The 14,945-nt window shown below is 64.9% G+C and carries 10 protein-coding genes; 3 read left to right on the top strand and 7 right to left on the bottom strand.

All coding sequences use genetic code 11. The annotated features are described in order from the left end of the window. Positions 1-4: 4 nt before the first annotated feature. Positions 5-1,630, bottom strand: a complete 1,626-nt coding sequence (locus QA639_RS04485; RefSeq protein ID WP_080667053.1) for an MFS transporter — start codon at positions 1,628-1,630, stop codon at positions 5-7. A 349-nt stretch (positions 1,631-1,979) separates the two neighbouring features. On the opposite strand from QA639_RS04485, the gene QA639_RS04490 reads away from it, so the two are divergent. Continuing rightward, a complete protein-coding gene (locus tag QA639_RS04490; RefSeq protein ID WP_157348366.1) occupies positions 1,980-2,654 on the top strand; it encodes a response regulator in 675 nt (224 codons plus the stop codon). A gap of 78 nt (positions 2,655-2,732) precedes the next feature. After that, complete coding sequence (locus tag QA639_RS04495; RefSeq protein ID WP_244978816.1) at positions 2,733-4,028, top strand: lactonase family protein; 1,296 nt, start codon at positions 2,733-2,735, stop codon at positions 4,026-4,028. A 184-nt stretch (positions 4,029-4,212) separates the two neighbouring features. Here QA639_RS04495 and QA639_RS04500 read toward each other — a convergent pair whose 3' ends face one another. The 6 genes from QA639_RS04500 to QA639_RS04525 all read right to left on the bottom strand — a co-directional run bounded on the left by QA639_RS04500 (position 4,213) and on the right by QA639_RS04525 (position 14,492). Beyond that, positions 4,213-7,725 (bottom strand): PAS domain-containing hybrid sensor histidine kinase/response regulator, encoded by a 3,513-nt coding sequence (locus tag QA639_RS04500; protein WP_028333726.1) that lies wholly within the window; start codon positions 7,723-7,725, stop codon positions 4,213-4,215. A gap of 116 nt (positions 7,726-7,841) precedes the next feature. Continuing rightward, entirely contained in the window at positions 7,842-9,071 is a 1,230-nt protein-coding gene (hemA, locus tag QA639_RS04505) for a 5-aminolevulinate synthase (protein WP_028333725.1), read from the bottom strand. A gap of 185 nt (positions 9,072-9,256) precedes the next feature. After that, the gene (locus QA639_RS04510) at positions 9,257-10,321 is read right to left on the bottom strand and encodes an MBL fold metallo-hydrolase (RefSeq protein WP_283089250.1); all 1,065 of its coding nucleotides are present in this window, start codon (positions 10,319-10,321) and stop codon (positions 9,257-9,259) included. Positions 10,322-10,603: 282 nt separating this feature from the next. Further along, positions 10,604-12,748, bottom strand: a complete 2,145-nt coding sequence (locus QA639_RS04515) for a methyl-accepting chemotaxis protein (RefSeq protein ID WP_283089251.1) — start codon at positions 12,746-12,748, stop codon at positions 10,604-10,606. Positions 12,749-13,101: 353 nt separating this feature from the next. Next, positions 13,102-13,845: an outer membrane protein gene (locus QA639_RS04520; protein WP_283089252.1), complete on the bottom strand. Its 744-nt coding sequence runs from the start codon at positions 13,843-13,845 to the stop codon at positions 13,102-13,104. Between the two features lie 326 nt (positions 13,846-14,171). Further along, positions 14,172-14,492 (bottom strand): hypothetical protein, encoded by a 321-nt coding sequence (locus QA639_RS04525; protein ID WP_050382334.1) that lies wholly within the window; start codon positions 14,490-14,492, stop codon positions 14,172-14,174. 202 nt (positions 14,493-14,694) lie between these two features. On the opposite strand from QA639_RS04525, the gene QA639_RS04530 reads away from it, so the two are divergent. Next, positions 14,695-14,820 carry a hypothetical protein gene (locus QA639_RS04530; protein ID WP_283089253.1) on the top strand — a complete coding sequence of 42 codons (126 nt, stop codon included), beginning with the start codon at positions 14,695-14,697 and terminating at the stop codon, positions 14,818-14,820. Positions 14,821-14,945: the final 125 nt, after the last annotated feature.

Genomic DNA, 14,945 nt, shown 5'->3' on the forward strand with positions numbered 1-14,945 from the left:
ACGGTCAGGTCTTGGTGATGTCGACGTCCTTGGTTTCCGGAATGAACAGCGCGCCGACCACGACGGTGATTGCGGCGAAGATGACCGGATACCAGAGACCGGAGTAGATATCGCCGGTCGAGGCGGTGATCGCGAACGCGGTCGCCGGGAGCAGGCCGCCGAACCAGCCGTTGCCGATATGATAGGGCAGCGACATCGAGGTGTAGCGGATGCGGGTCGGGAACAGTTCGACCAGCATGGCGGCAATCGGGCCGTAGACCATGGTGACATAGAGCACCAGGATGAACAGCAGGCCGATGACCGAGGCCACCTGCGGACGGAAGACATCGAACGGGTGCGACATCTTCACGATGCCGGCGTCACCCGGCTTCGGATAGCCCGCCGCCTGTACCGCCGCGAGGATTGCGGGGTTCGATGTCTTGGCGTCCGTATACGGCACTTCCTTGTCGTTGATCAGGATCTTCACCGGCGAGCCGGCCGGGCCCGGCACCGTCGAATATTTCACCGACGATTGGGCAAGGAAGGCGCGGGCGGTGTCGCAAGGCGCCGTGAAGACACGGGTGCCGACCGGGTTGAACAGATCGCCGCAGCCCGCGGGATCGGCAACGACCTGCACCTTGATCGACTCGTAAGCCTTTTCCAGCGCCGGATTGGCGTTGGTCGTGATCATCTTGAAGATCGGGAACAGCGTGAGTGCGCCGATCAGGCAGCCCGCCAGGATGATCGGCTTGCGGCCGATCTTGTCCGACAGCGCGCCGAACACCAGGAAGAAGCCGGTGCCGAGCAACAAAGACCAGGCGATCAAGAGGTTGGCGGTGTAGCCGTCAACCTTCAGGATCGATTGCAGGAAGAACAGTGCGTAGAACTGGCCCGTGTACCAGATCACCGCCTGGCCCATGGTCAGGCCGAGCAGCGCGAGGATCACGATCTTGGCGTTGCTCCAGGTCGCGAAGGCCTCGGTCAGCGGCGCCTTCGAGGTCTTGCCCTCATCCTTCATCCGCTGGAACACCGGCGATTCGTTCAGCCGCAGCCGGATCCAGACCGAGATGCCGAGCAGCAGCACCGACACCAGGAACGGAATTCGCCAGCCCCAGTCCGCGAAGTCCTTCTCACCGGTGATGGTTCGGGTGAACAGGATCACCAGCAGCGACAGGAACAGGCCGAGCGTTGCCGTGGTCTGGATGAACGAGGTGTAGTAACCGCGCTTGCCGGGCGGCGCGTGCTCGGCGACGTAGGTCGCGGCACCACCATACTCGCCGCCGAGCGCGAGGCCCTGCAGCAGGCGCAGCGAGATCAGGATGATCGGCGCCGCGATGCCGATGGTCTTGGCGTTGGGCAGCAGGCCGACGATGAAGGTCGACAGGCCCATGATCAGGATGGTGACGAGGAAGGTGTATTTGCGGCCGACGATGTCGCCGACCCGGCCGAACACGATTGCGCCGAACGGGCGCACCAGGAAGCCCGCCGCGAACGCCAGCAGCGCGAAGATGTCGCGGGTCGCCGGCGGATAATCGGAGAAGAATTGCGCGCCGATGATGCCGGCCAGTGAACCGTAGAGATAGAAGTCGTACCACTCGAACACGGTGCCGAGCGACGACGCCAGGATGACGAAACGCTCATCCTTCGTCATGCCGGCGGGCCGCGCCGAACTTGCAGTCATTGTAGACATCTGGATAGCTCCCCCCGAAATATTGCTGCCATGCTCGCCCCCGGCTGGCGGGTGAGGCCCGAATGGGCCCTCGGCTTGAGATGAAGGTAACATCGCAGTGAAACCCGCCCCAATAAGACTTTTGGCCTTTTCAGGATCGAACCTATCTTCAGAAGGAAGAGCAGGATGGAACGCCCCCGCGTGCGTCTATTGCGGCGCACAAGCTGCGCGGGTTAACTGCGTTGGCATCTGGTATTATCAAGCGCTTGCGTGATACTGCCGCGCGGGCGAAAACCGGGCGACGCGGGTTAAGCCCGCTTGTGGGACTGAGATGACTGCTGCTGCCAATACTCATCTTGTCATCGCCGACGACCATCCGTTGTTCCGCGATGCGTTGCGCCAGGCGGTGTCGAGCGTCGTGACTTCGGCCACGATCAGCGAGGCCGGATCATTCGAGGACCTGACCGCGCTGCTGGAACGGGACTCCGAGGTCGACCTGATCCTGCTCGATCTGAGCATGCCGGGGATCAGCGGCTTCTCCGGCCTGATCTATCTGCGGGCGCAATACCCTGCGATCCCGGTCGTGATCGTCTCCGCCAGCGACGATGCCGGAACCATCCGCCGCTCGCTCGACTTCGGCGCCTCCGGTTTCATTCCCAAGCGCTTCGGCGTCGAGACGCTGCGGGATGCCGTCATGAAGGTGATGGAGGGCGACGTCTGGGTGCCGCCGGACACCGATCTGTCGGCGGCCGGCGATCCCGACATGACGCGGCTGCGCGACCGGCTGGTGACGCTGACCCCGCAGCAGGTGCGGGTGCTGATGATGCTGTCCGAGGGGCTGCTCAACAAGCAGATCGCCTATGAGCTCGGCGTTTCCGAAGCGACCATCAAGGCCCATGTCTCGGCGATCCTGCAGAAGCTCGGCGTCGAAAGCCGCACCCAAGCCGTGATCGCCGCCGCCAAGATCGCCGGCGGCCAATGGCGCCAGGGCACGCCGCCGACGTAGTCCCGAGCAACTCCAGCTGTGATTGCCGGGCTCGGGCCACGGCATCGCGAGCCGGCGGGTGGCGCGAATGCGCGCCCGATGGCAGGCTTCCGGCGAAGCCATCCAGATCCTCACTCAAAGTGCGCGTCGGTAGAAAACCGGGTATCCTGTCCGGCATCGGCCCGTGAGAGGCCGCGTGCTTTTGGGGAGAACGCCATGACTTCGGTAACTCGTGTCGCCGGACTATCTCTGGCTGCGGCAATCCTTCTCGGTGCCGGCTTTTTCAATTGCGCTCAGGCCAAGCCGCTGATGATCGTCGGCCTGGATGAGAAGCTGTTATGGGATGACGACGGCAAGCCGGTGTTGTCAGCGCCCGGCAAGGATCAAGTGCTGATCGTCGATCTCGCCGATCCCGAGAACCCGAAGATTGCGGCTTCTCTCCCATTGAAGAACTCGGTGGTCGGTCCCCCGGTCAACGTTGCTATCGATCCGACCGGAGCCGTGGCGCTGGTCGCGGACTCGGTTGACGTGGTGAAGGAAGGCGACGCTCTGAAGCAGGTGCCGGACAACAAGATCTATGTGATCGATCTCAAGACGACCCCGCCCAAGCTGGCCGCGACCATTGCTGGCGGAAAGCAGCCATCAGGATTGAGCTTCAGTCCCGATGGCAAGATGGCGTTGGTCGCCAACCGCGGGGACAATTCGATCAGCGTACTTTCGGTCAACGGCACTGACGTCAAGATCACCGACACGATATCGATGCCTGACAGTGTCGCACATGTCGCGTTCGCGCCAGACGGCAAGCACGCGCTGGTCGCGCGTTTTCCCGCGCACAAGATATCGGTGCTCGATATCGCCGGCGACAAAGTCACCTACACCAAGATAGACCTGCCGGCCGGCCAATGGCCTTACAATGTCGCAGTGACCCCGAACAGCAAGATCGCGTTGACGTCGGACAATGGCAACTCAGGCGCGTCGGACGGCAGCGTCGACACGGCCAGCGTCATCGATCTCGAAGCGAAGCCGCCGCGCATCATCGATCGCGTGGTGGTCGGCGATGGACCGGAGGGGCTTGGCGTCAGTCCGAAGGGGGATCTCGCAGTCTCGGTGATCCTGCGCGGCTCGAACATGAAGAATGCGTTCTTCCATGAGAAGAACGGCAGCGTCTCGGTCCTGAAGATCGACGGCAAGAAAGTGACCAAGACCGGAGATATCGAAGTCGGTGGACTGCCTGAGGCCGCGGTCTTCACGCCTGACGGAAAATACATCCTGGTCGGGAACTACCTCAGCCAGGATTTCTCGATCCTCAAGGTCGACGGAACCAACGTTACCGACACAGGCAAGCGCTTTCAGGTGCCAGGGCACCCGGCGTCGGCCGGAATGGGACCGAACTGAACCGACGCTTGGCGATCTTGCGGAGCATGTGATTTTCGGTTGAGCCGGCCACTCCGCAGGCTCGCTTCACCTCTCGCGCTTACGGGAGGGAGCGCAGTGTCCTTGCGGCGCCTTCATGATGCGATTCGATCCAATTGCATCATGATCCAAAGCGAGATGCGCGCCCGGATTGCGCCGCCGCGCGCTACTCCGCCGCCGCGACCATCTGCTGGGTGCGCCACTGTCCGAGCAGGGCGCGCAGCGAGGCGGGTTTGACCGGCTTGTTCAGCACCGCGATGTTCTCCTCGCGCGCGGCGGCGCGCACCGCCGGACTGCGGTCGGCGGTAATCAGGATCGCCGGAATGCCGTCGCCGAAGCGGCGGCGGATCTCGCGGATCGCGGCGACGCCGTTGCCGCGGTCGAGATGGTAGTCGACCAGGACGCCGGTGACGCGGCCGCCGGCGGCCTCGATCGCGCTGATCGCGCCGTCGGCGTCGAGCACCGCGATCACCTCGGCGTCCCACGCCGTCAGCAGCGTCTTCATGCCGTCGAGGATGGCGGGATCGTTCTCGATGCAGACGATCAGCGAGCCGCTCATCGGCGTCTTCGACAGCGGCGTAGCGGTGGTGACGGCCGCAGTATGGTTGACCGCGGTCGCGACCGGCACGGTGACCGAGAACGCCGAGCCGCCGCTGACATTGGCCGAGATTGCGATGCGGTGGTTGAGCACCCGCGCCAGCCGTTCGACGATCGACAGGCCGAGACCGAGGCCGCGGGCGATCCGGGCGCCCTGCTCGAGGCGGTGGAATTCCTTGAAGATCTCACCGCGCTTCTGCACGGGAATGCCGACGCCGGTGTCGAAGATGCTGATCTGGAGCGTGGTGCCGCGGCGGCGGCAGCCGATCAAGACGCGGCCGCGCGGGGTATATTTGATCGCGTTGGAGATGAAGTTCTGCAGCAGCCTGCGCAGCAGCGAGCGGTCGGATTCGACCGGCAGCGAGCAGGCCACGAAGCGCAGGTCGAGGCCCTTGTCGCGGGCGATCGGCATGAACTCGATCTCCAGCGAGCGCATCAGGTCGGCCATCCGGAAGCTCGTGATCGCCGGCGTCATGGCGCCGGCATCGAGCCTGGAAATGTCGAGCAGCGCGCCCAGAATGTCCTCGATCGCTTCGAGCGAGTCGTCGATGTTCTCGACCAGGCGCGAATCCTCGCCGCCGTTCTGGCGCTCGACCAGGCTCGTGACGTAGAGGCGCGCCGCATTGAGCGGCTGCAGGATGTCGTGGCTGGCGGCCGCCAGGAACCGCGTCTTGGAGGCGTTGGCGTCTTCCGCGATGCCCTTGGCGAGCGCCAGCTCCGAGTTCAGCCGCGTCAGCTCCTCGGTGCGGTCGCGCACCCGCTTTTCCAGCGTCGCGTTGGCGCGCTCCAGCGCCTCTGCCGCCTCGAAGCTCGGCGTGACGTCGGAGAAGGTGATGACGAGCCCGCCGCCCGGCATGCGGTTGGCACGTACCTCGATCACCAGATGGCGGTCGGTGAAGCGTTCCAGATAAGGCTCGCCCTCGGTGGTGTAGGCGCGCAGGCGGGCCTGCAGCAGGCTGTCGGCGTCGCCGGCCGCGGGCGGACTGATCGCGCCCATGAATTCGAGGATCTCGGACAGCGGGATGCCGAGTTGCACCAGATGCTGCGGCAGCCCCAGCAATTCGGAGAACTGGCGGTTGGAACAGATCAGCTGCAGATCGGCGTCGAACACCGCGATGCCCTGGCGCACGTGATTGAGCGCGGTCTGCAGGATCTCGCGGTTGAAGTGCAGGGCGGCGTGGGAGTCGTCGAGCAGTTTCAGCGCGGCCTTGGCCGACACCGTGCGCCGCTGCAGCAGCAGCGACATCACGAGGCGCGAGGACGCCGCCCCGATCGAGGAGGCGATCAACCGCTCGGCATGCTGCAGCAGCTCGAAATCGGCCGGCGCCGACGCCAGCAGCACGATGTTGCGGTCGACGGCGAAGGAAGCGAAGGCCTCGCGGGTGCGGTCGGGGCCGAGATATTGCGTCACCGTGCTCTGGATGTCCTCCACCGTCACCGTGGTGCGCCAGCGCCGGAAGCTGGGCGCGATCGGGGCCAGCGCGTTGGGCACGAACACGTCGGCCTGCAACAGCTCGATCGAGGACGGCGCGCGCGCCAGCGAGAACAGCACATAGGTGAGGATGTTGAGCGCAAGGCTCCACAGCACGCCGTGCAGCAGCGGCGGCAGGTCGGCGCCGAACAGCGCCTGCGGCCGCAACGCCTCGATCCCGAACGGCCCGTGCTGCAGCAGCATCAGGCCGGCGGTCGAGTTCTCCAGGAAGCTCGGGATGAACAGCGTGTAGAGCCACGTCGCGAAGCCGACCAGCATGCCCGCCATGGCGCCGCGTGCGGTGGCTCTGCGCCAGAACAGGCCGCCGAAGAACGCCGGCGCCAGCTGGGTGATCGCGGCAAACGACAACAGGCCGATCGCGACCAGCTGGGTGTTGCCGAGCGCGCGATAGTAGAAATACGCCAACACCATGATGGCGAAGATCGAGAAGCGGCGCGCCTTCAGCAGGAAATCGCCAAAGTCCTTCTGGCCGGCGCTGGCGTCGTCGCTGCGCGGCAACACCAGCGGCAGCACGATGTCGTTGGAGACCATGATCGACAGCGCGACGCATTCGACGATCACCATCGCGGTCGCCGCCGACAGCCCGCCGACGAACACGGCGAGGCTGAGCAATTGCGAATTGCCCTCGATCGGCAGCGCCAGCACGAACATGTCGGCATCGACCGCGCCGAACGGGAAGATGACGAGGCCGGCGATCGCGATCGGAATCACGAACAGGTTGATGGCGACAAGGTAGAGCGGGAACAGCCAGCGCGCCCGGGTGACTTCGGCGGGCGTCGAATTCTCCACCACGCTGACATGGAACTGGCGCGGCAGCAGCATGACCGCGCAGAACGACAGCAGCGTCATGATCAGGAAATTGCCGATCGACGGCACATATTCGATCGCGCGCACCGCCTCCGGCGTCTTCAGGGCGCGCTCGTAGAGCTCGACCGGAGAGAACATCCAGAAGGTGACGAAGGCGCCGGCGGCGATGAAGGCGACCAGCTTGACGATGGACTCGGCCGCGATCGCGAGGATCAGGCCGTGCTGGTGCTCGGTCGCGTCGGTGTGGCGGGTGCCAAACAGCACCGCGAACACCGCCATCGCCAGTGTCACCATCAGCGCGATGTCGCCGATCACAGGGATTTTCGAGAACGCCTGGTCCTCGCTCAGGATGGTCTCCAGCGACGCCGCCACCGCCTTCAGCTGCAGCGCGATGTAGGGCACCGAGCCGATGATCGCGATCAGCGCCACGGTCGCCGCCACCGCCTGGCTCTTGCCGTAGCGCGCGGCGATGAAGTCGGCGATCGAGGTGATGTTTTGCGACTTGGCGAGCGCGATCACCCGGCGCAGCAGCGGCGTGCACAGCCCGACCATCACGATCGGGCCGACATAGATCGCCAGGAAGTCGATGCTGGTGCGGGTAGCGAAGCCGACCGAGCCGAAGAAGGTCCAGGAGGTGCAGTAGATCGCCATCGACAGCGGATAGATCCACTGGCTGGCGCGGCCGCGCTCGCCGGGCGACGTGCGATCGCCGCGGCTAGCAATGAAGAACAACAATCCGATGTAGGCGAACGCCGTGGCGATTACGCCCCAGTCGTGCAGCATCGCTGCTCATCTCCTGTCCCGGCCGCTGGGGAAGGGCCGGTTGTCAGGATTATAACGCAAAGGGCCGGCCGCGCGATGCACGGCCGGCCCAAATTAGGGGTCGGAAACGGATAGGGTTACTCGGCGGCCAGCGACTTCTGGTGCAGGGGCAGGCCGAGCCGGTCCCAGACCTGGAGCAGCGCCTCGGCCAGCGCGTCGATCAGGCCGTCGTCATGGTAGGGCGAGGGCGTGATGCGCAGCCGCTCGGTGCCCTTGGCGACCGTCGGATAGTTGATCGGCTGGATGTAGATGCCGTGGTCCTCGAGCAGCAGGTCGGAGGCCCGCTTGCACTTCTCGGGATCGCCGACGAACAGCGGCACGATATGGGTGTCGCTCGACATCACAGGCAGGCCGGCGGCGGTCAGGATCGCCTTGGTGCGGGCGGCCCGGTCCTGGTGGCGCTCGCGCTCCCAGTTCGAGGTCTTCAGGTGGCGAATCGCAGCCGTCGCGGCCGAGCAGATTGCCGGCGGCAGCGCGGTCGTGAAGATGAAGCCCGGCGCATAGGAGCGCACCGCGTCGATGACCTCGGCGCGGCCTGCAATGTAGCCGCCGAGGCAGCCGAAGGCTTTTGCCAGCGTGCCCTCGACGATATCGATCCGGTGCATCACGCCGTCGCGCTCGGCGATGCCGCCGCCGCGCGGGCCGTACATGCCGACCGCATGCACTTCGTCGAGATAGGTCATGGCGCCGTATTTCTCGGCGAGATCGCAGATCTTGCCGAGCGGCGCGACGTCGCCGTCCATCGAATAAAGGCTCTCGCAGACGATCAGCTTCGGCCGGTCGGGACCGGCGGCGATCAAGAGCTCCTCGAGATGCGCGACGTCGTTGTGACGGAAGATCTGGCGTTCGCAGCCGGCCTGGCGCACGCCTTCGATCATCGAATTGTGGTTCAGCGCGTCCGACAGGATCAGGCAGTTCGGGATCAGCTTGGCGAGCGTCGAGATACCGGTCTGGTTCGAGACATAGCCCGAGGTGAACAGCAGCGAGGCTTCCTTGCCGTGGAGGTCGGCGAGTTCCGCCTCGAGCTGCACCAGCGGATGATGGGTGCCCGCGATGTTGCGGGTGCCGCCGGCGCCGGTGCCGACCCGGGTCGCGGTCTCGACCATGGCGCCGACCACCTTGGGGTGCTGGCCCATGCCGAGATAGTCGTTGGAGCACCAGATCACGACGTTGCGGCTGCCCTTCGGCGAGTGCCAGGTGGCGTGCGGGAAGCGTCCCGCGATCCGTTCGAGGTCGGCGAACACCCGGTAGCGCCGCTCGTCATGCAGGCGGTTGAGGGCGGTATTGAAGAACTGGCTGTAATCCATCGGCAAACCCAGAAAGCGGAACCTGACCGGAATGACTGCTTCTTCTTAGAGCTTTTCCAGCTCTAATGTCCATGCATTGACCCACATCTGGGCACGCGCCGCAGTTGGGCAAATTGCCCTAGCTGGGGACCGTTCGGCTCGATTTCGGTCATATCGCCGGGCGACGCTTGCCGCCCGGCCGGGGCTCAGGTCGTCTTGAAGCGCAGCATGCCGTCGGCGTGCATCTCGGCCGTCAGGCGGCCCTCGACCAGCATGTAGTTGACATGGGCGACCAGCTCGCCGGCGGCAAAACCCATCTGGTGCTCGTCCAGGACGTGCTTGTGGAACACCACCGGCACCAGCTCCTTGGAGGTCTGCGGCACCTCGCGGCAGGCCTCCGCGATCAGCCGGCAGCGCTCCTCATGGTGATCGGCAAGCTGCTTGATCCGGGTCTTCAGCCCGTAGAACGGCACGCCGTGGCCCGGCAGCACCATCACGTCATAGGGCAGGGTGGTGGTCAGGCTTGCAAGCGAGGCCAGATATTCGCCGAGCGAGTTCTGCTCGGGCTCGACCGCCCAGACGCTGACATTGGGCGAGATCCTGCTCAGCACCTGGTCGGCGGACAGGAACAGCTTGTCGGCCGCGCAATACAGCATCACCTGGTCGAGCGCGTGGCCGCCGCCGGTGATCACCTTGAAGCGCCGCGTGCCGATCACGACCTCGTCGCCGTGTGTGAGGCGGTGATAGGACGGCGGCAGCACCGACACGCGCTTCAGGTAATCCTGGCCGCGGCCGAGCAGCTTCTCGGTGAGGTCCTCATCCATGCCGTGGCGGCGGAAGAACAGCCGCTGCGCGTTGCGCCGCTCCTCGGTGCCGCGGTTCTGGTGATAGACCGACTGCAGATATTCCACCTGCGACATGAACAGCGGGCAGCCGAAGCGCTCGGTGATCCAGCCGGCGAGACCGACATGGTCGGGATGCGAATGCGTCACGATCAGGCGGGTGACCTTGACGTGCTTCAGCGGCCCCTCGAACAGCGTGGTCCAGGCCGCGATCGATTCCTCATTGCCGAAGCCGGCATCCACCATGGTCCAGCCGTCGCCGTCGGCGAGCAGATAGACGTTCACATGGTTGAGGCGGAACGGCAGCTTCAGCCGCGCCCACAGCACGCCGGGAGCCACCTCCACGACCTGGTCGTGGCCGGGATGGTTCTCCCAGGGGTATCGCAGTGCCTCCGCCGAGGCGTGCACGGGGTCGGTCTTCTTGTCCATGCTACGGGCTTAGCGGCACATTGCCCGCCGCGCCAGCCGAAAAATCAGATAGTCGTCCGGAGAAAGCGATGGGAAATCGCCGGAATTCCGTAGCCCGGATCAAACGAAGCGTAAGCCGGGTTCTGTCTTCTCCTTCCCCCCTGAAAGGGGGAAGGTTGGGATGGGGGTCAGCCGCAGGCGACGCTGCAAGCCGAGAGAGCGGATCCCCACCCGCTTTGCTCTGAAGAGCAAAGCGACCTCCCCTTTTCAAGGGGAGGTCAGGGCTGCAATTTCGCGCGCAATCTACGCCGCGCGGATGTTCGACAGGAAGCCGTCGATCTCCGAGCGCAGCACGTCGGCCTCGCGGCGCAGTGCGTCGGAGGCGCTCAGCACCTCGCCGGCGGCGGTGCCCGCCTCGGCCGAGGCGGTCGAGACGCCGACGATGTTGCTCGACACCTCGCTGGTGCCGCCCGCCGCATGCTGGATGTTGCGGGCGATCTCGCGGGTCGCCGCACCCTGCTGCTCGACCGCGGCGGCGATCGCGGTGGTGACGTCGTTGATCTCGCCGATCGTGCTCGAGATGTTGCGGATAGCGGAGACGGCCGTCGTCGTCACCTCCTGCATGCTGACGATCTGCTGGCGGATTTCCTCGGTCGCTTTTGCGGTCTGGCTCGCGAGGTTCTTCACCTCGGAGGCGACCACGGCAAAGCCGCGGCCGGCCTCGCCGGCGCGCGCCGCCTCGATGGTGGCGTTGAGCGCGAGCAGATTGGTCTGCGAGGCGATGGTCTGGATCAGGTCGACCACGACGCTGATGCGTGCGGCATTGTCGGCGAGCCCCTGCATCGTGCTGTCGGTGGCGCTGGCTTCCTCCACCGCCTTGCGGGCGATCTCCGCCGAGGTGACGACCTGGCGGCCGATCTCCTGGATCGAGGACGACAGCTCCTCGGTGCCGGCCGACACCGTCTGCACGTTGACCGAGGTTTCCTCGGCGGCCGACGCGACGGCGTTGACCAGCGCGCTCGACTGGTCCGCGGTCGCCGACATGCTCTGCGCGGTCGACTGCATCGAGTTCGCCGCGGTCTGCAGGCTGCCGAGCGCGCTGCGGACGTTGGATTCGAACGTGACGATCTGCGCTTCCATGCGCGAGGCGCGCTCCGCCTTGGCGCTGCGGTCCTTGTTCTGGTTTTCGGTGAGCTCGCGGCTCTCGACCATGCTCTCGCGGAACACCTGCAGCGCGTCGGCCATGACGGCGATCTCGTCGCGCTGGCGGCTCTGCGGGATCTCGGTGTCGAGGTCGCCGTCGGACAACAGCTGCATCGAGCGCTGCAGGCCGCGGATGCGGCGCAGGATGTTGCGTCCGACATAGAGCCAGACGAACAGGAACGAGCCGACCAGGGTCAGGGCGCCGAGGCCGATCATCACCATGGTGGCGAGCGAGATCTGATGCCGCGCCTGGAAGGTCGAACTGTCGGTCTCCTTCTGCACCGCGTCGACCAGCTGCTGGACGCTGATGCCGAGCCCGACATTGAGCTTGCGCGTCTCTTCCAGGATGGTCTGGCCGTAGTCGATCGCGTCGAGCTCCTTCTGGCGGATCTTGAACACGCCGGTCTTGCCTTCGCCGAGCACCAGCAGCCGCGAGGCGGTGTCGCGCACCGCCACGATCGAGGGATTGTTCGGGAGGTCCTCGAGGTTGGACTTGATGCGTTCGCGCCCCTTCTTGAATTCGGCCTCGATCGCATCGAGCGTCTCGCTGGAATTGGCCGACAGCGCCGCGGTCATGTCGGCGGCCATCAGATTGCCGGCGGCGAGCACGTTGCTGATCTGGCCAACGGTGCGGGCAGCTTCAGTGGCGTCGTCTGCGGACACCTCGGCCGCGGCGAGGATGGCGTTGAGCCGGGTCTGCGCGTCGAGCATCGCGGGACTTGCGGCGGAGACGAACGCCGCCTGCGCCTTGCGCAGCGCGTTGTACTGCTTGTCGCGCAGCGCGCCGACCTCGAGCCGCTCGCGCGCCGCCGAGATCAGGCTCTTGGTCGCCTCGTCGGTGTTCTTGACGTTCTCCTGCAATGCGCTGACCACGGATTTGTCGGCGCCGAGCTCGATGATCTCGCCAAGCTTGGCGTTGGTGAGCCGCGCGACGTCCTGCACCTTCTTGGTGCGATCGTTCAGCGCGTCCTCGCTCTGCACGGCGAGCAGGCCGGGACCTTGCGCCGCCAGCGAAGCGCTTTGCGCGGCCAGTTGCAGGCTGGCGGCAAGCCGCGGAATGTCGCGGCCAGAGAGATCGGTCATGGTGCCGCCGAGCTGATGCAGCACGATGCCGGCGCCTGCGCTGATCACCAGCGCCATGCCTGCGATGACAGCGAACGCTGCGAACAGGCTGCCCCTGACACCCATCTGCGGCAGATGGATACGCTTGAGATTTGGTTTGCCGAGCTTGAATCGAAACGCCATCGCCCCTGTGCCCCCTGGCCCACTACGCTTGGCCACTATCCTTGGCCACTACTCTTGGATGTTTCCCCGGCGCGGGAGTATCGGTGCGGCCGGTTAACAAAATCGGGAAAATTGCGACGATCTGCGGGATTTTTCAGGGCTGCCGCGCAGTGGCGACGTCTCGGTTCGCTGTGCGGAATCGATGCACGCGATCGGATGCAAAAAGGCCGGCTTGCGCCGGCCTTTTCCACTGTTGGTTGTGGGTGTGTTCTCAATAGCGTTTTCGAGCGAAGTGGGTACCGGTTCGCGTGAAGAAAACGCGTCAAACAAGGATCCAGAGCCTCCGTTCCGATGCAATCGGAACGGGGATGGCTCTAGTAGCGGCCGTAAGCGGGGCCGCCGAGGTTGCCGAGATTGAAGCGGTAGTTGAGGCCCGCCTTCACCGTGTGCTCGTCGTTGTGGAAGCTGCCGACCGGCACCAGCGCGCCCGGCGCGGTGAAGCGGCTGTCGCCGAAGTCGTAGTACTGGTACTCGACCTTGGCCGACCAGTTCGGCGCGAACATGTATTCGGCACCGCCGCCGATGGTCCAGCCGTTGCTGTGGTTGTCGCTGAGCGAGAAGCCGACCGGCGCGCCGCCGAGCGTCACCGTTTCGTTGTTGTCGGAATAGGCATAACCGCCCTTCACATAGATCAGGCCCGGACCCCAGGTGTAGCCGACGCGGCCGGTGATCGAGCCGATGCCGCGCTGGTTGTTGTTGTAGACGTAGCCGCCCGGGAAGATCGCGTTGAGCTGATGGCCGCCGACCCAGGAATACTGGCCTTCGAGGCCGATCACCCACATCGGCGACAGCTGCCAGTCATAGCCGGCCTGCACGCCGCCCATGAAGCGGGCGTCGGAGTCGGACAGCGCGAGGCCGTTGAAGTTGTTGTTCTGGGAGAACACGCCGCCGAGATGGCCGCCGAGATAGAAGCCGGTCCAATTGTAGAGCGGAGCGGCGTAAACAGGCGCGGGCGCCTTCTGATAATAGCCACGGTTGAAATCGGCGGCGTTGGCGGTCGCGCCAAAGGCAGCGACGGCCGCCGCGACGGCGGCGGTTGCGAGCAGGAACTTCTTCATGGGGCAGTCTCCGGACAAGTCATGAGGCGCAGCGTGAATGGCGCCATCCACGGCGATGCGTTAGACCGCATTTGAATAAAATGCAGTCACCGGAACGCTGCTCGGAGCGTTAAGTCGCAGCCTTTGCGGCGAAACGTTTTGTTGTGCCTAACGAACGCTTAAGGCGGAATGAAGCAAGGCTTAACGCGGTGCGCGAGCCGCGTTTCCTGTTAACCAAGCCGCCGGCTGGAGCATGATCCGGAAAAGTGCGAAGCGGTTTTCCGAAGCGATCATGCTCGTACAAGGAGCGAAAGCGCGCTGACAATTCAACTCAATCTCGTCGCGCTTTAAGCCAGTCGTTTGCGCACATCGTCGCGCATCTGCTCGCGGAACGCCTGGCGGCGCGCGGCGCGATCCCTGACCGGAACGTCGTGGCGATCGAACACGTCGAACTTCTCCAGGATCGGATAGTGCTCGCTCGCCATCGCCAGCACGCGCAGCAGGGCGGCAACCTTCGGGGTCGGGCCGCTGACTTCCCATCTGCGCAGCTTCTCGGCGCCGCCGGCGGCCGATAACCCGCACAGCTTGGCCATGTCAGCCGCCGTCAGCTCGCGGCCCAGCGCCTCGCCGAGATGTTCGCGCAGTTTCTTCAGTTCTGGGCCGGTCACGCTTGGTCCGCTCCGCGATGGCAAAATGTGAAGTGAGTCACATGACGTGCTCGAGGCGCGGGTTATACGCCACGCAGTCGACTTCTAGAGCCTTTTCCGTTCCGATTGAATCGGAACGGGGCTCCAGATTCTTGTTTTGACGCGTTTTCTTCACGCGAAGGGGTACCCACTTCGCTCGAAAACGCTTCTGAAGGAAACCATCATGCACGGCATCATCGAAAGCCTCAGCCCCGAACACGATCAGATCGATTGGAAATGGGTCGGCAGTATGTTCGCGTTCTACGTCGTGCTGACGATCGGCGGGATGGGCGCGCTGCTGGCGCGTTGATCCGCGGAAGCAGTGCGAAGGGCCGATTGCGCGGATAGCGATCATGATAGAGCGGTCACGTGACGGCTCAGGCCCGGCGTTAGCCGCCGCAACCGGATCGCATAATCCTCCCTGAGAGGCGGTAG

The sequence above is a fragment of the Bradyrhizobium pachyrhizi genome, from assembly GCF_029714545.1.
Lineage (GTDB): Bacteria > Pseudomonadota > Alphaproteobacteria > Rhizobiales > Xanthobacteraceae > Bradyrhizobium > Bradyrhizobium pachyrhizi.